The sequence below is a fragment of the Cupriavidus yeoncheonensis genome, assembly GCF_905397275.1.
GTDB classification, from domain to species: domain Bacteria; phylum Pseudomonadota; class Gammaproteobacteria; order Burkholderiales; family Burkholderiaceae; genus Cupriavidus; species Cupriavidus yeoncheonensis.
In genome coordinates, this window is the sequence record NZ_CAJPUY010000006.1 from 108,429 (window position 1) to 125,752 (window position 17,324).

The following is a 17,324-nucleotide window of genomic DNA, read 5'->3' on the forward strand; positions in this document are numbered from 1 at the left end:
TGTCCCCGGCATGCGCGGCGCGGCTTGGCGTCAATAACAAGGAAGCAAAGAATGCTGAAGGGAGTATATCTGCGGCGTGCCGGCCGGGCCGCATGGGTCGCCGTGGCGTGTGCCTTGCTTGCCACCCCCGTGCTGGCGCAAAAGCGCCCGCAGCAACCGGCTGTGCGCGCGCCCCAGCCGCCGGTCATTCCGTCCGACCCGGATGACGCCTTCACCGCGCTGCGCGAAGCGGCCCGCAAGAACGATGCGGACCGCGCCTATGCGATCTCGGCGACGCTGGTGGACTACCCGATCCCGTCGTACGTCGAGTACTTCCGCATCAAGCCGCAGATGTTCGACGGCAGCGGCCTGGCGCGCATCGATGCGCCCGACGACCAGGTGCGCGCCTTCCTGCAGCGCTACAAGGGCGAGGCCATCGCCGACCGCATGCGCAACGACTGGCTGCTGGTGCTCGGCAAGAAGCGCGACTGGGCCAACTTCGACGCGGAGTACCCGCAGTTCGTGCTCAAGGACGACACGCAGGTCGAGTGCTACGCGCTGCTGTCGCGCGCGCTCAAGGGCCAGAACGTGGCAGCCGACACGCGCAACGTGCTGAGCGATGTGCGCTACTACGGCGAAGGCTGCGTCGACCTGATCGGCTACCTGGCGCAGAGCCAGCAGATCCAGCGCAGCGATGTCGCCTTCCAGGCGCGCCAGGCGCTGGAACAGAACCTGGTTTCGCTGGCCGGCCGGATCGCGGCCACGGTGCCCGATGCGCGCGTGGACAGCGACACGCTGGCCACCGTGGTCAAGATGGCGCGCAATGATCCGTCCCAGGCCGCGGCCTACCTGGGCGCCAGCGCCGGCAGCCTGTCGCGCGACGAGCAGGGCGCGGCGTGGGGCGTGGTGGGGCAGTATGCCGCCAAGAAGCTTTTGCCGGACGCCGCCGGCTACTACCGCCGCCAGATGGACCTGGGCGGCAACCAGTGGCTGTCCGACGAATCGCAGGAATGGCGCGTGCGCGCGGCGCTGCGCCAGGGCGACTGGAAGCAGGTGCGGCAGGCCATCGAGATAATGCGCCCCGAACTGCGCGCCAAGGATCCGGCCTGGACCTACTGGTACGGCCGCTCGCTGAAGGCTGACGGCCGCGACGCCGAGGCCCAGCAGCAGTACCAGCAGATCGCCGGCCAGTTCAATTTCTACGGCCAGCTCGCCAGCGAAGAACTCGGCAACCGCATCACGCTGCCGGCGCGCACCACCGTGAGCGACGCCGAGGCCATGGCCATGCGCAGCCGCGCGGGCTTCCAGCGCGCGCAGAAGCTCTACGAACTGAACCTGCGCTTCGAGGGCACCCGTGAATGGAACTGGGAACTGCGCGGCATGAGCGACCGCGAGCTGCTGGCCGCGGCCGAGTACGCGCGCCGGATCGAGCTGCTGGACCGCACCGTCAATACCGCGGACCGCACGCGCGCCGAGCATGATTTCTCGCTGCGCTTCCCGATGCCCTACCGCGACATCATGCAGCGCGCCACCGACGACGTCGGCCTCGACATGGCGTGGGCCTACGGCCTGATCCGCCAGGAATCGCGCTTCATCATGAGCGCGCGTTCCTCGGCCGGAGCGCATGGCCTGATGCAGGTGATGCCGGCCACGGCCAAGTATGTCGCGCGCAAGATCGGCATGGCGGACTTCTCGCCGTCGATGATGGGTGACCCCAACATCAACATCCTGCTCGGCACCAACTACCTGAGCATGGTGCTGACCGACCTGGACAGCTCCTGGACGCTGGCCTCGGCCGCCTACAACGCCGGCCCGGGACGGCCCAAGGCCTGGCGCAGCACGCTGTCGCGTCCGGTCGAAGGCGCCATCTTCGCCGAGACCATTCCGTTCAACGAAACGCGCACGTACGTGAAGAATGTGCTTTCCAACGCCACGTACTATGCTGCATTGATGAGTGGCCGGCCCCAGTCGCTGAAGTCGCGCCTGGGCCAGGTTGCACCGTCGGCGGTGACTACCACCAGCCTGCCCTGACCGGGTGCGCGCCCCGCCTCTGCGGGGCGCGTGCCATGACTGGCCTGCCGCCGCGTGCCGTTTCCTTCGCACGGAGGCATCCATGCAGACCAGCAATGTCCTCATCGTCGGCGGCGCCGGCTTTATCGGCAGCCATCTCGCTTCCCGGCTGGCCGGCGCTGCCTCGGCGTCGGGCGCGCCGCTGGAGCCCGGCTCCAATCCTGATTCCCCCATCGCGCCCGAGCGCATCGTGGTCGGCACCCGCAACGTGGAGCATGCGCAGCACCTGCTGCTGCTGCCGCGTGTCGAGGTGGCGGAACTGGGGCTGGCCGACAACGCGGCGCTCGACGATGCGATCGGGCCGCTCGGCACGGACGGCATCGTCGTCAACCTGGTCGGCGTGCTGCACGGCGAACGCGGCGACCCCTATGGTCCCGAATTCGCCGCGGCCCATGTGGAGATGGTGAGGCAGGTGGCCGCCTCGTGCCTGAGTACGGGCGTCCGGCGCCTGCTGCATATGAGCGCGCTCGGGGCCGACAGCAATGGCCCGTCGATGTACCTGCGCAGCAAGGGCGACGGCGAACGCATCGTGCGCAGCAGTGGCCTGGACTGGACTATCCTGCGGCCCTCCGTAGTGTTCGGCCCGGACGATCACTTCCTCAACCTGTTCGCCCACTTGCAGGAAATGGCCCCCGTAGTGCCGCTGGCCTGCGCGCACGCGCGCTTCCAGCCCATCTACGTGCAGGACGTGGTGCAGGCCATTGTCAACGCCATGGTCACGCCGGCGACCATCGGCCGCGGCTATGACCTGGGCGGGCCGCAGGTGTACACGCTGGAAGAGCTGGTGCGCTTTGCCGGGCGTGCGTCCGGCCACCCGCGCCCGGTGATCGCGCTGCCCGACGCGCTGGCGCGCGTGCAGGCCACGGTCATGGAGCACATGCCCGGCGACACGCTGCTCTCGCGCGACAACCTCGATTCGATGCAGCTCGACAACGTCTTGCACGAACCCATGGCCGGCGAGCTTGGCCTGCATCCGGTAGGACTGGAAGCCGTGATGACCGACGTGCTGTCCGGCCGCAACCGCGACGCGCAGCTCACGGTCATGCGGGCAAGCGTGCATCGGTGAGTGTGCTGGCGCTGTGACCGGCGCTTGTAACCGGCGCTTGTGACCGCGATTCACAGCGGTTGCGAGCGCTTTTCGCTTTGAGGCCGGTCATGGCGCTGGCAGAATGACTGGTTCGGCGCGCATGCCCGCTGCATGCGGGCGCGCCGGTTTCCGGGCAAGCCGCTTCATGCTGTCCGGCGACCTTTCCCTATCCCGCCTCAAGGATCCCGCGATGAAGCTCGTCATCGGCAACAAGAATTACTCGTCCTGGTCGCTGCGCCCGTGGCTGCTGATGCGCCATGCCGGCATTGATTTCGAAGAAGTGCAGGTGCGGCTGTTCGTCGGCAGCTTCGCCGCCGAGATCGCGCAGTATTCGCCGGCCGGCAAGGTGCCGGTGCTGGTGGACGGCGACATCTCGGTGTGGGACACGCTGTCGATCGCCGAATACCTGGCCGAGCGCTTCCCCGGGAAGGCGCTCTGGCCCGCAGGCCCCGCCGAGCGTGCCTATGCGCGCTCGGTCTGCGCCGAGATGCATGCCGGCTTCACCAACCTGCGCAACCTGCTGCCGATGAACGTGACCGCGGTGCTGCCTGGCCGCGGCTGGAACGTGGCGGTGCAGCGCGACGTGGACCGGATCGCGCAGATCTGGACCGAGCTGCGGGCGCGCCATGGCGATGCGGGTCCGTTCCTGTTCGGGGCCTTTACGATCGCCGACGCGTATTTCGCCCCGGTGGTGAGCCGGTTCGCGACGTACGGCATCCATCTGCCGGATGCGGCCAAGGCCTATGCGGACTTCATGCTGGAGCTGCCGGCCATGCAGGAATGGATCGCCGGGGCACATGAAGAACGTGATTTCCTGGCCGATGACGAGCCGTATCGCCTGGCGCCCGACCGCACCGATGCGATTATCATCGGCCACTGAGCGCTGCATCGGCGGCGCGCCATAGCGAGGCAAGACAATGCAGGTGTATGCCGTCGGCGGTGCCATCCGCGACGAACTGCTGGGCAAGCCCAGCCAGGACCGGGACTATGTCGTGGTGGGCGCCACCCCGGCCGAGATGGAAGCCGCCGGCTACAAGCCGGTCGGCAAGGACTTCCCGGTCTTCCTGCATCCGCGCACGAAAGAGGAATACGCGCTTGCGCGCACCGAGCGCAAGACCGCCATGGGCTACAAGGGCTTTGCGTTCTATTGCGAGCCCGATGTCACGCTCGATGACGATCTGGTCCGGCGCGACCTGACCATCAACGCGATGGCTCGCGCGGTGGATGCCGACGGCAACCTGGTTGGTCCCGTCATCGATCCGCACGGTGGCCAGCGCGACCTGGCCGCGCGGCAGTTCCGCCATGTCTCCGATGCGTTTGCCGAAGACCCGGTGCGCATCCTGCGCGTGGCGCGCTTTGCCGCGCGCTTCCACGAGTTCATCGTTGCGCCCGAGACGGTGGCGCTGATGCGCAGGATGGTGGACGCCGGCGAGGTCGACGCGCTGGTGGCCGAGCGCGTCTGGCAGGAACTCGCGCGCGGGTTGATGGAGGCCCGGCCGTCGCGCATGTTCGAGGTGCTGCGCCAGTGCGGCGCGCTCGCGCGCCTGCTGCCCGAACTGGACCGGCTGTGGGGCGTACCGCAACGTGCCGACTACCATCCGGAAGTGGATACCGGCGTACACGTGATGATGGTGATCGACTGCGCCGCCGCCATGCATATGCCGCTTGCCGTGCGCTTCGCCGCGCTGGTTCATGACCTGGGCAAGGGGACCACGCCCGAAGACGTGCTGCCGCGCCATCTGGGCCACGAAGGCCGCAGCGTCGAGCTGCTCGAAGAGGTCTGCAAGCGCCTGCGCGTGCCCAACGACTGCCGCGACCTGGCGGTGGTGGTGGCGCGCGAGCACGGCAATATCCACCGCTCCATGGCATTCGGCGCTGCCGCGATTACGCGACTGCTCGAACGCTGCGATGCGTTGCGCAAGCCAGGCCGCTTTGCCGATACATTGCTTGCCTGCGAGGCGGACAAGCGCGGCCGCAAGGGCTTCGAGTCGGATACCTACCCGCAGCGCGCGTGGCTGCTGGCCGCGCTGGAGGCGGCCGCCGGCGTCGACGCCGGTGCCATCGCCAGGGCGTCGGCCGATGACGTCAGCCAGATCAGGGAACGCGTGCACGCGGCTCGCGTGCAGGCCGTCCAGGCTCGCCTAGATCAGTTTTCCGATCACTAGCGCGAGCAGCGACAGCAGGATCGTCGACGCGAACGGCAGCATGTATTCGCGCCCGAACAGGCGGAAGCGCACGTCGCCGGGCAGCCGGCCGATGCCGAGCTTCTGCAGCCAGGGCAGGGCCGCCGACAGCACGATCACGCACAGGAAGATGGTGAGTGTCCAGCGCAGCATGGCGGCAATGGCTCAGAGCGTGTGGCAGCGGTCGCCGCGCGCAAAGCCGGCGAGCGGTTCGCTCTCGTCCAGGCCGCGGGTCAGCGCGATCACCTTGAACAGCTCGCCCATCTCGGCTTCGGACAGCAGCTTCTGCACCGCATTGGCGGCGGGCAGGAAGGCGCGCGTGTCGGACGGGTCCAGCGTCATCAGCAGGTCGGTGATGCCGGCATTCATCAGGAAGCGCGCCTGCGAGGTGTAGCCCGACACGGCCAGGCCGGCATCGACGGCGGCATGGGCAATGCCACTGAAATTGACGTGGGCCGTGATGTCCTGCAAGCCCGGGTACAGGAACGGATCCGGATGCGCGTGATGGCGGTAGTGGCACATCAGCGTGCCGCCGGCGCGTTGCGGGTGGTAATACTCGCCGGACGGGAAGCCGTAGTCGATGAAGAACGCGGCCCCGCGCGCCAGCATGGCGCCCACCGCGCGCGCAAAGCCGTCGGACTCGGCATGGGTTTCGGTGACGATGTCATGGTCGCCCGGCATGGCGCGCAGCGCATCGGGCACGCTATGCGCGGGAATCAGGCGGTCTTCGAACGAGAAGGCATGCGCGGCAGTGCTGTCGTCGCCCGTGACGGAGCGGGCCACGCCACGTTCATGCCAGCGGCCGCCCGTGCGCGCGAACAGGCGCACCGGCATCGCGTCCAGCACTTCGTTGCCGACGATGATGCCCTCGAAGCGCTCGGGCAGCGTGTCCAGCCATTGCACGCGCGTCGCCAGGTGCGGCGCGCGCTGCGTCAGCGTGTCCTGCTGGCGAGCGCGCAGTTCGCCCGACAGTTCGACGATGCAGTAGGACTCGGGAAGTTGCCCTTCCTGTTCCAGCGCCAGCAGCAGGTCGGCCGCCAGGCGGCCGGTGCCGGCGCCGAATTCGAGCATGCGCGGCAGGCCTTGTGCCAGCAGCGGCACGAACTGGCGCGCCAGCGTGCGGGCGAAGAACGGGCTCAGCTCCGGCGCGGTGACGAAATCGCTGCCGTCGCGCACATCGCGCCCGAACTTGGCGGCGCCGCCGCTGTAGTAGCCCAGCCCGGGTGCGTAGAGCGCCAGCGACATGTAGCGGTCGAAGCCGATCCAGCCACCTGCCGCATCGATGGTTTCGCCGATCAGGGTGGCCAGCGAGTCGGAGGCGGCCAGCGCATCGGCGGGGGGAAGGGGTAAACTAACGGCTTTCTGCATGCCTCGATTGTAGCAATGCCCGAATCGAATCAACCTGCCGGCGCGCCGGCCCAGACGCAAGCAGCCGCGGCGCGCGGCGTGGCCATCGTCACCGGCGGCGCGCGCCGGCTTGGCCGCGCCATGGCGCTGGAACTGGCCGAACAGGGCTGGGACGTGGCCGTGCACTGCCACCGCTCGCGCGACGAGGCCGAGGCGCTGGCCGAGCGGATCCGCGCCATCGGCCGCCGCGCCGCGGTGCTGCAGGCCGACCTGGCCGACGAGGCCGCCACCGCGCAGCTGATTGCCGCCTGCACGGCCGAGCTTGGCGTGCCGACCTGCCTCGTCAACAATGCTTCGCTGTTCCAGTACGACGTTGCGACCAGCTTCTCGTACACGTCGCTGGACACGCACATGCGCACCAACGTGGCGGCGCCGCTGCTGCTGGCGCGTGAGATGTACAAGGCACTGAGCGCCGATGCCGGCGCGGCTGAGCCGCGTGGCGTGGTGATCAACCTGCTCGACCAGAAGCTGGATAACCTGAACCCCGATTTCCTGTCGTACACGCTGTCCAAGGCCGCGCTGCAGACTGCCACCGTGCAGCTGGCGCAGGCCTTTGCGCCGCGCCTGCGCGTGGTGGGCGTGGCGCCCGGCATCACGCTGGTGTCGGGCGAGCAGTCCGAGCAGAGCTTCCGCCGTGCGCACCGTGTGACGCCGCTGGGCAAGTCGTCCACCCCGGAGGACATTGCCCAGGCCGTGGCCTACCTGGCGCGCGCGAACGCCGTGACCGGGACTACGCTGTACGTAGACGGTGGCCAGCACCTGATGCCGCTGTCGCGCGACGTGATGTTCCTGACCGAATGACGTGACCAGCCTGACGCGCCATTTCCCCGGCGCGGCAGGCCCTACCCCTTCCCGATTTACCTTTCCCCGCTTGCCATGACCATGCTCGCCGCCCTTACCCACCCCAGCCTGCAAGACTGCCGCCGCATGTTCCTGCGCAACTACGAAGTCCAGATCAATATCGGCGTGCACGAATTCGAGAAGAAGGGCGAGCAGCGCGTGCTGATCAATATCGACCTGTTCGTGCCGCTGGCCGCCAGCACGCCGCAGGCCGACAAGCTGGAAGAGGTGGTCGACTACGATTTCATGCGCAACACCGTGGCCGAGCGCATGGCGCTGGGCCACGTGCACCTGCAGGAAACGCTGTGCGACGACGTGGCCCGCGCCATGCTCAAGCACCCGAAGGTGCGCGCCGTGCGCGTTTCCACCGAAAAGCCGGACGTCTACCCGGACTGCGATTCGGTGGGCGTGGAAGTCTTCCACATCAAGCAGGACTGATCCGTCCCGGTTAAAATCTTGGCCCTTCCGAGCCGTCCGGCCATTTCATCCAGGCGGCCGCAACGATCAGGTATGTCTCATGAGCCACTCCAATAACTTCTACCGCCTCGAGACGAGGCTGCAATCGCAAACCGGCAAAGCCATCGGCGACTTCGGCATGATCGAGGACGGCGACACCGTGCTGGTCTGCATGAGTGGCGGCAAGGACTCGTACACCATGCTGTCGGTCCTGATGGCGCTGCAAAAGCGCGCGCCCATCAAGTTCAAGCTGATCGCGATGAACCTGGACCAGAAGCAGCCCGGCTTTCCCGAGCACGTGCTGCCGGAGTACCTGAAGAAGCTGGGCGTGGAATACGTGATCGTCGAGGCCGACACTTACTCGATCGTCAAGGAGAAGGTGCCCGAGGGCAAGACCACCTGCTCGCTGTGCTCGCGCCTGCGCCGCGGCGTGATCTACCGCACGGCCAAGGAGCTTGGCGCCAACAAGATTGCGCTGGGCCACCACCGCGACGACATCGTCAACACCTTCTTCCTGAACATGTTCTTCGGCGGCAAGATGAAGGCCATGCCACCGAAGCTGGCCACGGACGACGGCGCGCACGTCGTGATCCGTCCGCTGGCGTACTGCTCGGAGAAGGACATCGCCGCGTATGCGCGCGCGATGGAATTCCCGATCATTCCGTGCAACCTGTGCGGCTCGCAGGAAAACCTGCAGCGCAAGAAGGTCAGCGAAATGCTGCAAGGCTGGGAGCGCGAGAACCCGGGCCGTATCGACAACATCTTCGCCTCCCTGCGCAACGTGGTGCCGTCGCACCTGGCCGATACCGAGCTGTTCCCGTTCACCGGGCTGGCCGCGGGCCTGGCCAAGGTGGATGAGGCTTCGCTGTTCGGCGAGACCACCTTCACGCAGCAGCCACTGGTGTTTGCGGGCAGCAGCGACGAGAACCGGATGGAGTTCGTGCGCTTCGAGCGCCCCGGGCAAGCGCCCGCGCCCGCGGCCGCGCAGCAGGCCAGCGCCGAGTAATCCTGCCGGCCGCAGTGAAAAACGCCCGCGTTGTCACGCGGGCGTTTTGCCTGGGGCATCGGCCGGTCGCTACTGGTTGGCCGCCTGTGCAGTCTGGCCCTGGCGTTCGTGCATCAGGCTGTGCGTGTCGTCGATCCATTTCTGGAAGCGTTCCGCGGCATGCGCCTTCTGTTTCGGCGTGGTGAGGTTGGCAATGGTCGTGGCCAGCGCCACGCCGGCCTGGTTGTTGGCGTCGTGGCTGGCGGCGCGAGTCTCGCCGGGCGGGTGCTGCCAGTGGTCGGCGTAGCGGCGCAGCAGCTCGATGACCTGCGCCTTGGGCGGACGCGTCTGCTGGACCTGCCGCGCCAGCGCCAGCCAGTCCTCCTGGCGGCGCAGCCGCTCCGCGTAGCGCGCCTGGGCGCCCTGCATCAGCGGGCCCATGGCGGCATGGATGGCCTTTTCCTGCTCATTGGAGAAGCCTCCGTAGACCAGCTTCGCATAGTCCATCACCTTGTCGAAGCGCGCCGATTCGCGGTCCGCGGCACTGCCGCTCAGGTATTTCTTGCGGTATTTGGTGTTGCTCTCATCAAACTTCTTTTCGATGCGGTCGATCTGCGCCGGGGTCAGCGTGAGCAGCAAATCCGCTACGTCCGGCATGGCCTGGTTGAACGACTGGCGCGCCAGCCGCTGGCTCGATTCCTGGAACTGCGCGATGGCCGAGGGGCTGACCGGCTGCCGGACCTGTTCGCGGGCCTGGGTCAGCAGCGTCGAAATCTCGGGGAGCTGGGACTGCCGGTGCCACGCGAAGAAGCGGGCGATGGCATCGCGCGTGGGCGGCTCCTGCGCGTCGCTGACGTCGACATAGTGGTCGATCCACCAATAGGCCAGGCGGTCGCCCTGCTGGTAGCCGGTCTTCATCGCGCTACAGCCGCAGAGGACGGCCGCGGCGAAAATCGCCAGGATGCGACGCAGCCAGCGATTGTGAAAATCGGAAACAGGGGCGTATTGGGCAGAAACCGTCATGTTAAAATCGCCGCGCATCTTGCCAGGGTTGCCTGATCGCCCGCAAGCCCAGTCCTGGCAACGGTTCTGGCGGCTCCAGGAAAGGCGAAAGCCACCACCGCCGGGCTCACGAATGCCGGTTGTCGAACGACCGGCTGGTGCTTTAAAGAATATATTTTCCGATACACGCGCCAAGGGGTCTCCTTGTGAATATCGTCATTCTCGCCGCGGGCATGGGCAAGCGGATGCATTCCGATTTGCCCAAGGTCCTGCATCCCGTCGCCGGGCGTCCCATGCTCGCGCATGTCATCGATACGGCACGTACGCTATCACCTTCGCGGCTGGTGGTCGTGGTCGGCCATGGTGCCGGGCATGTGCGCACAGCCGTGGCCGCCGATGACGTCACCTTCGCCGAACAGGCCCAGCAGCTGGGCACCGGACATGCGGTGATGCAGGCACTTCCCCAGTTGGACGACAGCCAGCCCACATTGGTTCTCTACGGCGACGTGCCGCTGACCACGGCGGCGACGCTGAAGTCACTGGTCGAAGAAGCCGGCAATAGCCGGTTCGGCGTGCTGACAGTCGAGATGCCGGACCCGACCGGCTACGGCCGTATCGTGCGCGATGCCGCGGGCAGTATCGTCCGGATCGTCGAGCAGAAGGATGCCAGCGAGGCCGTCCGCGCGATTCGCGAGATCAATACCGGCATCATCGTGTGTCCGACCGGCCACCTGCGCCGATGGCTGTCCACGCTGCGCAACGACAACGCCCAGGGCGAGTACTACCTGACCGACACCGTCGAGCGCGCTGCGGCCGAAGGCGTCGAGATCGTCTCTGCCCAGCCCGCGGCGCTGTGGGAAACGCTTGGCGTCAACAGCAAGGTCCAGCTTGCCGAAGTGGAGCGCATCCACCAGCGCAACCAGGCCCAGCGCCTGCTCGAAGCCGGCGTGACGCTGGCTGACCCGGCACGCATCGACGTGCGCGGCGAGCTGACCTGCGGGCGCGATGTCAGCATCGATGTCGGCTGCGTATTCGAGGGCCGCGTGCATCTGGGCGACGGCGTGCAGATCGGCGCCAATTGCGTGATCCGCAATGCCACCATCGATGCCGGCGCGCAGGTGCAGCCGTTCTGCCATATCGACAGCGCGAAGATCGGCGCGGATGGCCGCATCGGCCCTTACGCGCGGCTGCGCCCGGGCACCGAGCTGGGCGAGGATGTGCATATCGGCAACTTCGTCGAAGTGAAGAACTCGCAGGTCGCGGCGCACAGCAAGGCCAACCACCTGGCCTATGTGGGCGACGCCACGGTCGGCTCGCGCGTGAATATTGGCGCTGGCACCATCACCTGCAACTATGACGGTGCGAACAAGTTCCGCACGGTGATCGAGGATGATGTCTTTATCGGCTCCGATACGCAGCTGGTGGCGCCGGTGACGGTGCGCCGCGGCGCGACCATCGGTGCGGGCACCACGCTGACCAAGGAAGCGCCGGCCGACAAGCTGACGCTGTCGCGCGCCAAGCAGATGACCGTCGCCGCCTGGCAGCGTCCGGTCAAGCAGCCGAAGCAGTAAGCAGTGCGGCCGCCGCGCGCGGTGGCCATCGGGCAACACAATACGGCGGCCGCAGCGGTTGCGGCCGTACCGGCGCGGCGCAACGGCCGTCGCCGTCATTGCAATAGGGCGCCGGTGTTGGCGCCCACCACGGGGGTACAGCATGTGTGGCATCGTCGGCGCGGTTTCCACGCGCAATATCGTTCCGGTCCTGATCGAAGGCCTGCGCCGCCTTGAGTACCGCGGCTATGACTCCTGCGGCGTTGCCGTGGTGCGCGATGCTTCTGTCGAGCGCGCGCGCACGGTGTCGCGTGTGGCGGACCTGGATGCCCAGACACAGGCTTCGGGCCTGGCCGGCACCACCGGCGTGGCGCACACGCGCTGGGCCACGCATGGCAAGCCCGACACCGTCAACGCCCACCCGCACCTGTCCGGCGAGACCATCGCGCTGGTGCACAACGGCATCATCGAGAACTACGAGCCGCTGCGCGAGGAACTGCGCGCGGTTGGCTATGGCTTCGAGTCGCAGACCGACACCGAGGTCGTGGCCCACCTGATCCACCAGGCCTACAGCTATCCGAGCAGTGCTACGCGCGGTGACCTGTTTGCGTCGGTGCGGGCCGTGACCAAGCGCCTGCACGGCGCCTACGCAATCGCGGTGTTCGCCAAGGACCAGCCCGAGCGCGTGGTCGGCGCGCGCGCCGGCTCGCCGCTGGTGGTGGCGCTCGGCGACAACGAGGCTTTCCTGGCCTCCGACGCGCTGGCCGTGGCCGGCACCGCCAACCGCATCATCTACCTGGAAGAGGGCGATGTGGTGGAAGTCACGCGTGAAGGCGCGACCATTCGCGACGGCCAGGATCATCCGGTCGAGCGCGAGGTACGCGTGGTCGAGGCGCACGCCGCCACGGTGGATCTGGGCCCGTACCGCCACTTCATGCAGAAGGAAATCTTCGAGCAGCCGCGTGCGCTGGGCGACACGCTCGAGGGCATCGAGGGCATTTCGCCGGCACTGTTCGGCGATCGGGCGGCCGAGGTCTTCCCCGAGGTCGACAGCGTGCTGATCCTGGCCTGCGGCACCAGCTACTACTCGGGCTGCACGGCCAAGTACTGGCTCGAAAGCGTTGCCAAGATCCCGACGCAGGTCGAAGTGGCCAGCGAATACCGCTACCGCGAGACCGTGCCGAATCCGCGCGCGCTGGTGGTGGTGATCTCGCAGTCCGGCGAGACCGCCGATACCATGGCCGCGCTGCGCCACGCGCGCGCGCTGGGCCATACCCACACGCTGTCGATCTGCAACGTGGCCACCAGCGCCATGGTGCGCGAGACCGAGATGCGCTTCCTCACGCGCGCCGGGACCGAGATCGGCGTGGCGTCGACCAAGGCCTTCACCACGCAACTCGCCGCGCTGTACATGCTGACGCTGGCGCTGGCCAAGGTGCGCGGCTTCCTGTCGGAAGAAGCCGAGGCGAAGGACATGGCCAACCTGCGCCACCTGCCCGCCGCGCTGCATGGCGTGCTGGCGCTCGAGCCGCAGATCATCGCCTGGTCGGAAGAGTTCGCACGCCGCGAGAACGCGCTGTTCCTGGGGCGCGGCAAGCACTACCCGATCGCGCTCGAAGGTGCGCTCAAGCTCAAGGAAATCTCGTACATCCACGCAGAGGCCTATCCCGCCGGCGAACTCAAGCACGGTCCGCTCGCGCTTGTGACCGAGGCCATGCCGGTGGTGACCGTCGCCCCGAACGACGCGCTGCTGGAAAAGCTCAAGTCCAACATCCAGGAAGTCCGCGCGCGCGGCGGGCGCCTGTATGTGTTCGCCGACAGCGACACGCATATCCAGTCGACGGATGGCATCCAGGTGATTCGCCTGCCCGAGCACTATGGCGATCTGTCGCCGATCCTGCACGTGGTGCCGTTGCAGCTGCTGGCGTATCACACGGCATGCGCGCGCGGCACGGACGTGGACAAGCCGCGCAACCTGGCGAAGTCGGTGACCGTGGAGTAAGCCGGGACAGCGTGCTTCCAGCACAGCAGGAAGTTGCGGGAAATGATGAGGGGCCCCGCTTGCGTGGGGCCCCTGTCGTTTTGTATACGGGACTTTCGAGATTTCCCGAAGGCCAGCCGACGCGAACCTACCTGGAGTCGGGCCGGGATGCAGGACATGTCTTCACGCCCAGAAGGCTGTAGGCGGGGCAGACGCGCGCGATGCCCGTCACGAGCGGCAGGATGCCAATCCATCCCCAGGCACCTATGGTCCCGGTTGCGGCCAGGACAATCAAGGCCAGGCCAATGACAATCCGGAGAACTCGATCGACGGTTCCAACATTTGCTTGCATGGCAGGCTCCTGGCCAATGTGAGATCGGAGGTGGGGGGGATGCGGGACGTTTCCACCGCCTCGCGCGATTGCAGCGTGAGGCGGAGGTTGCTGAACCACTATCGTCCCTTGCCGGCCATCGGCTCTTGATCTGGCGCAATCGCCAGGCAAGGTCAGGGCGCGCTCAGGCCCGCCGCATGCTGGATGTTGTCCTCTCGACGATCTCGAACACCGCCATCCCCGCCACCATGGCGGCCACAAAGCCAACGGCCTTCGGATAGCCCGCCCCAAGCGCCACCAGCGCCGGGCCCGGACAAAAGCCGGCCAGTCCCCAGCCTGTGCCAAAAGCCGCGCTGCCAAGCACCAGGCGCAGTGTCACGGCCGCGCCGGCCGGCAACTGCATGGGCAGCCCGAGCAAGGAGCGCTTGCGGCGACGGGCGATCAGGAAGGCGATCGAGCCGATGGCGATTGCACCCGCCATCACAAAGGCCAGGGACGGGTCCCAGCTTCCCGCCAGGTCCAGAAAGCCGAGCACCTTGGCCGGATTGGCCATGCCGGAAACCATCAGGCCAACGCCGAAGAGCAGGCCTGCAAGCCATGCGGTAATGGCGGTCATGTCAGCCTCCGATCAGGTGCCGTTGCACGAAGACGGTCAGGAATCCTGCCGCCATGAAGGTCACCGTCGCCACCAGCGAGCGGATGGAGCCGCGCGAGAGGCCGCACACGCCGTGGCCGCTGGTACAGCCGCTGGCATAGCGGGTGCCGAGGCCGACGAGGAAGCCGGCGACCATGATCTCGCCCCAGCCCGCCTGAATGTCCGCAACGGCCGGCTTGCCCAGCAGGCTCGCCAGTACCGGGGCGGCGACCAGGCCGGCCACGAAGGCCAGGCGCCATGCCATGTCGTGGCGAGGCAGGCTGAGCAGGCCACCAAGGATGCCGCTGATGCCCGCGATGCGGCCATTGAAGAGCACCAGCACGGTTGCCGCCGCACCGATGATGAGTCCGCCGGCCAGCGACAGGCCGGGCGTGAAGCTGGCAAGGTCAATCAGCATGTCGGCTCCTGGTCGGGATTGGCACAGAACTGTTCATAGAGGACGGACATGACGGCAAGTGCCCGGGCGCTCGCCACGGCGTAGTAGATGTTCTTGCCGTCGCGGCGAGTGGCCACCAGCCCGTTCTCGCGCAGCACGCCAAGTTGCTGGGACAGCGTCGGCTGCCGGATGCCGAGCTGCTCCTCCAGTTCGCCGACGGGCAATTCGCCCTGCGACAAGCGGCACATCAACAGCAGGCGATCCGGATTGGCCAGCACCTTGAGCAAGGCACAGGCCTCGGTCGCGGCGGCCTGCATGATGCCGAGGTCGATGTCGGGATGGGGCGGGTTCATAGGGCGGCTACAGTTATTGTTCTTATATTATATAAAAATATATAGTGTAGCTGAACAGACTGAATCGCATCCTGGGCAGGCCCTGCATGGGGTAGTCGCTTGCATGATTAAAGTAGCGGCAGTAGGATGGGATGCACCAGGGCAGCTGCCTGCCCTTCAGCGACCTCAGCATCATGCAAAGAAAGACCTTCCGGGACATGCAATGCCCGATCGCGCGCAGCCTTGAGCGGGTCGGGGAGTGGTGGAGCATCCTGATCCTGCGCGAGGCGTTCTACGGCTCGACGCGCTTCGACGCGTTCCAGAAGAACCTCGACATCGCGCCGAACATGCTCACGCGCCGCCTGAACGGGCTCGTGGAAGAGGGCTTGCTCGAACGGCGCCAGTATTCGGAGCGACCGCCGCGCTACGAATACGTGCTGACCGACGTCGGGCGCGATTTCCTGCCCGTGATGCTGTCGATGCTCGCCTGGGGCAACAAGCACTTCGCGCCCGAAGGCGCGAGCGTGCAGCTTGTCGACAAGGCCACCGGGCAGCCGATCGAGCCGGTGCTGGTCGATGCCGCCAGCGGCGCGCCGGTGGACCTGGCGCGCTTTGCGATCGCCCCCGGGCCGGCAGCCGGCGAAGGCGTGCGCACGCGCCTGGCGGATGCAGCCGCATACTTGTCGTCGCTGCCCGTCGCCGAGCCGGCCGAGACCGACTGACGCGGCGAGCCGCCGCTCTCCTGACGCTTACCGCCGCCGCCGAGCGCGCGGAATGCCGGCACCGCGGCATGTGCGTTGTCAGTGCTCACGCGCGCCTGCTGGTCGCGCGCGGCCAGCGGCTGGCGGTCTTCTTCGATCACTTCGAACAGGCTGACCGATGTGCACGGGCGAAACCCGCACATCCCCAAAATCCGCATGACGTCATGCTGACAGATTCGTATGCTGCCAAGCACTCTCGCGTTAAATTTTGCGCTCACATTTTGTATGCAAAAAAATGCTCGAACGCAAACAACGACACAAGGACGTCCAGGGTGGCAGGCGCCGCAGCACCTCATGGACGGTTGCCGGCCTGATTGGTACGGCAGCCTCGGCAGCAACGACACCGGCATGGGCGCAATCCGTCGCGCTGTATGGCCTGGTCGACACCATGGTGCGGTACTCCAGCAACAACCGCGGCGACAAAGGACTGGCGGAGCTTGGCGAAGGGTATTTCAGCGGCTCGCGCTGGGGCATGCGCGGCAACGAGGCGCTTGGCGGCGGATGGAATGCGCTGTTCAATCTCGAAAGCGGTTACGACCTGGCCACGGGCGTATCGGCGCAAGGCACCGCCACCGCGAACTATGCCCAGACCGGTACGGGTGGCGCCGGGCGCCTGTTCGGCCGCCAGGCCTACGTGGGCTTGCAGCACAACACCACAGGCACGCTGACATTCGGGCGGCAATTCACTACCGCCTATGACGCCACTTTCCGCTTCCAGCCATATGGCCATCCGAACCTTGAGGCGGTCGCCATCCTCAACGGCTACACCGGGCCGCGCCAGGACAATATGGCCAAGTACACGGGCAACTGGGGCGGTGTTTCGGCAGCCGCGCACTACAGCTTCGGCGAGGTGCCAGGTAACCCGTCGGCCAGCAGCAGCCGCGGGGTTGCACTGGCCTATGCGGATCAGCGCATCGACGTCGGCACCTTTCTCCAGCGCACCAATGCGCTGACCACCGACGAGGCCCGCACCATCTGGGGCGCAGGCGGCAGCTACCAGGCCGGCCGCGTGAAGCTGGCGGCCGGCTATCTCGACAACCGCTTCCATCTGAGCCCGACGCACAACCACGTCTTCACGGGCGGCATCAGCGTGCAGGCTGCGCGCGCGCTGACGGTCTCGCTGGCATCGCACTATGACCGGCAGACTTCCGCCTCCGGGCATCGCCTGATGGTCGCGGCGGTGGCGGAATACGCCCTGTCGCGGCGCACCGGTGTCTATGCCGAGACCGATTTCAACCGCGTGAGCGGCGCCTATGCGCTGCCCGCTTTCATGGGCGTGCGCGGCAGCAAGTTCGGCGGCGGCGTGGGCCTGCGCCACCGGTTCTGAGC

General features: G+C 67.1%; 18 protein-coding genes. 11 read left to right on the forward strand and 7 right to left on the reverse strand.

All coding sequences use genetic code 11. The features are described 5' to 3' along the window. Positions 1 to 51 precede the first annotated feature (51 nt). The 4 genes from KHO22_RS09950 to KHO22_RS09965 all read left to right on the forward strand — a co-directional run bounded on the left by KHO22_RS09950 (position 52) and on the right by KHO22_RS09965 (position 5,301). Positions 52 to 2,010, forward strand: coding sequence for a lytic transglycosylase domain-containing protein (locus tag KHO22_RS09950; RefSeq protein WP_211946967.1), 1,959 nt, complete (start codon positions 52 to 54; stop codon positions 2,008 to 2,010). Between the two features lie 82 nt (positions 2,011 to 2,092). After that, complete coding sequence (locus KHO22_RS09955) at positions 2,093 to 3,115, forward strand: complex I NDUFA9 subunit family protein (protein WP_211946968.1); 1,023 nt, start codon at positions 2,093 to 2,095, stop codon at positions 3,113 to 3,115. Between the two features lie 211 nt (positions 3,116 to 3,326). Then, positions 3,327 to 4,016: a glutathione S-transferase family protein gene (locus KHO22_RS09960; protein ID WP_211946969.1), complete on the forward strand. Its 690-nt coding sequence runs from the start codon at positions 3,327 to 3,329 to the stop codon at positions 4,014 to 4,016. A gap of 37 nt (positions 4,017 to 4,053) precedes the next feature. After that, positions 4,054 to 5,301, forward strand: coding sequence for a multifunctional CCA addition/repair protein (locus KHO22_RS09965; protein WP_211946970.1), 1,248 nt, complete (start codon positions 4,054 to 4,056; stop codon positions 5,299 to 5,301). Here KHO22_RS09965 and KHO22_RS09970 read toward each other — a convergent pair. Continuing rightward, the gene (locus tag KHO22_RS09970) at positions 5,278 to 5,472 is read right to left on the reverse strand and encodes a DUF2905 domain-containing protein (protein ID WP_211946971.1); all 195 of its coding nucleotides are present in this window, start codon (positions 5,470 to 5,472) and stop codon (positions 5,278 to 5,280) included. The two genes, KHO22_RS09965 and KHO22_RS09970, sit on opposite strands and share 24 nt — an antisense overlap. Positions 5,473 to 5,484: 12 nt before the next feature. Continuing rightward, complete coding sequence (locus KHO22_RS09975) at positions 5,485 to 6,687, reverse strand: class I SAM-dependent methyltransferase (protein ID WP_211946972.1); 1,203 nt, start codon at positions 6,685 to 6,687, stop codon at positions 5,485 to 5,487. 15 nt (positions 6,688 to 6,702) lie between these two features. Between KHO22_RS09975 and KHO22_RS09980 the strand changes: the two genes are divergently transcribed. The 3 genes from KHO22_RS09980 (at position 6,703) to ttcA (ending at position 9,028) form a co-directional block, all read left to right on the forward strand. Then, positions 6,703 to 7,527, forward strand: coding sequence for an SDR family oxidoreductase (locus tag KHO22_RS09980; protein ID WP_211946973.1), 825 nt, complete (start codon positions 6,703 to 6,705; stop codon positions 7,525 to 7,527). Between the two features lie 75 nt (positions 7,528 to 7,602). Continuing rightward, the gene (locus KHO22_RS09985) at positions 7,603 to 8,004 is read left to right on the forward strand and encodes a dihydroneopterin aldolase (RefSeq protein ID WP_211946974.1); all 402 of its coding nucleotides are present in this window, start codon (positions 7,603 to 7,605) and stop codon (positions 8,002 to 8,004) included. A 79-nt stretch (positions 8,005 to 8,083) separates the two neighbouring features. Further along, positions 8,084 to 9,028: a tRNA 2-thiocytidine(32) synthetase TtcA gene (gene ttcA / locus KHO22_RS09990; protein WP_211946975.1), complete on the forward strand. Its 945-nt coding sequence runs from the start codon at positions 8,084 to 8,086 to the stop codon at positions 9,026 to 9,028. Positions 9,029 to 9,097: 69 nt separating this feature from the next. Here ttcA and KHO22_RS09995 read toward each other — a convergent pair whose 3' ends face one another. After that, complete coding sequence (locus tag KHO22_RS09995; protein ID WP_230426819.1) at positions 9,098 to 10,030, reverse strand: DUF6279 family lipoprotein; 933 nt, start codon at positions 10,028 to 10,030, stop codon at positions 9,098 to 9,100. A 185-nt stretch (positions 10,031 to 10,215) separates the two neighbouring features. On the opposite strand from KHO22_RS09995, the gene glmU reads away from it, so the two are divergent. Beyond that, positions 10,216 to 11,580 carry a bifunctional UDP-N-acetylglucosamine diphosphorylase/glucosamine-1-phosphate N-acetyltransferase GlmU gene (gene glmU / locus KHO22_RS10000; RefSeq protein WP_211946976.1) on the forward strand — a complete coding sequence of 455 codons (1,365 nt, stop codon included), beginning with the start codon at positions 10,216 to 10,218 and terminating at the stop codon, positions 11,578 to 11,580. A 142-nt stretch (positions 11,581 to 11,722) separates the two neighbouring features. Next, positions 11,723 to 13,561 (forward strand): glutamine--fructose-6-phosphate transaminase (isomerizing), encoded by a 1,839-nt coding sequence (gene glmS / locus KHO22_RS10005; protein WP_211946977.1) that lies wholly within the window; start codon positions 11,723 to 11,725, stop codon positions 13,559 to 13,561. A gap of 127 nt (positions 13,562 to 13,688) precedes the next feature. Here glmS and KHO22_RS10010 read toward each other — a convergent pair whose 3' ends face one another. From KHO22_RS10010 to KHO22_RS10025, 4 genes are all read right to left on the reverse strand, one after another. After that, positions 13,689 to 13,892, reverse strand: a complete 204-nt coding sequence (locus tag KHO22_RS10010; protein ID WP_211946978.1) for a YgaP family membrane protein — start codon at positions 13,890 to 13,892, stop codon at positions 13,689 to 13,691. 163 nt (positions 13,893 to 14,055) lie between these two features. After that, positions 14,056 to 14,487: a YeeE/YedE family protein gene (locus KHO22_RS10015; RefSeq protein WP_211946979.1), complete on the reverse strand. Its 432-nt coding sequence runs from the start codon at positions 14,485 to 14,487 to the stop codon at positions 14,056 to 14,058. Between the two features lies 1 nt (position 14,488). Further along, a complete protein-coding gene (locus tag KHO22_RS10020; protein WP_211946980.1) occupies positions 14,489 to 14,923 on the reverse strand; it encodes a YeeE/YedE family protein in 435 nt (144 codons plus the stop codon). Further along, positions 14,917 to 15,255: an ArsR/SmtB family transcription factor gene (locus KHO22_RS10025; protein WP_211946981.1), complete on the reverse strand. Its 339-nt coding sequence runs from the start codon at positions 15,253 to 15,255 to the stop codon at positions 14,917 to 14,919. The genes KHO22_RS10020 and KHO22_RS10025 overlap by 7 nt, the downstream gene beginning before the upstream one ends. Before the next feature lie 173 nt (positions 15,256 to 15,428). Here KHO22_RS10025 and KHO22_RS10030 point away from each other — a divergent pair, with 173 nt between their 5' ends. Further along, positions 15,429 to 15,956, forward strand: coding sequence for a winged helix-turn-helix transcriptional regulator (locus tag KHO22_RS10030; protein WP_211946982.1), 528 nt, complete (start codon positions 15,429 to 15,431; stop codon positions 15,954 to 15,956). A 274-nt stretch (positions 15,957 to 16,230) separates the two neighbouring features. Further along, positions 16,231 to 17,322 (forward strand): porin, encoded by a 1,092-nt coding sequence (locus KHO22_RS10035; protein WP_211946983.1) that lies wholly within the window; start codon positions 16,231 to 16,233, stop codon positions 17,320 to 17,322. Positions 17,323 to 17,324 lie beyond the last annotated feature (2 nt).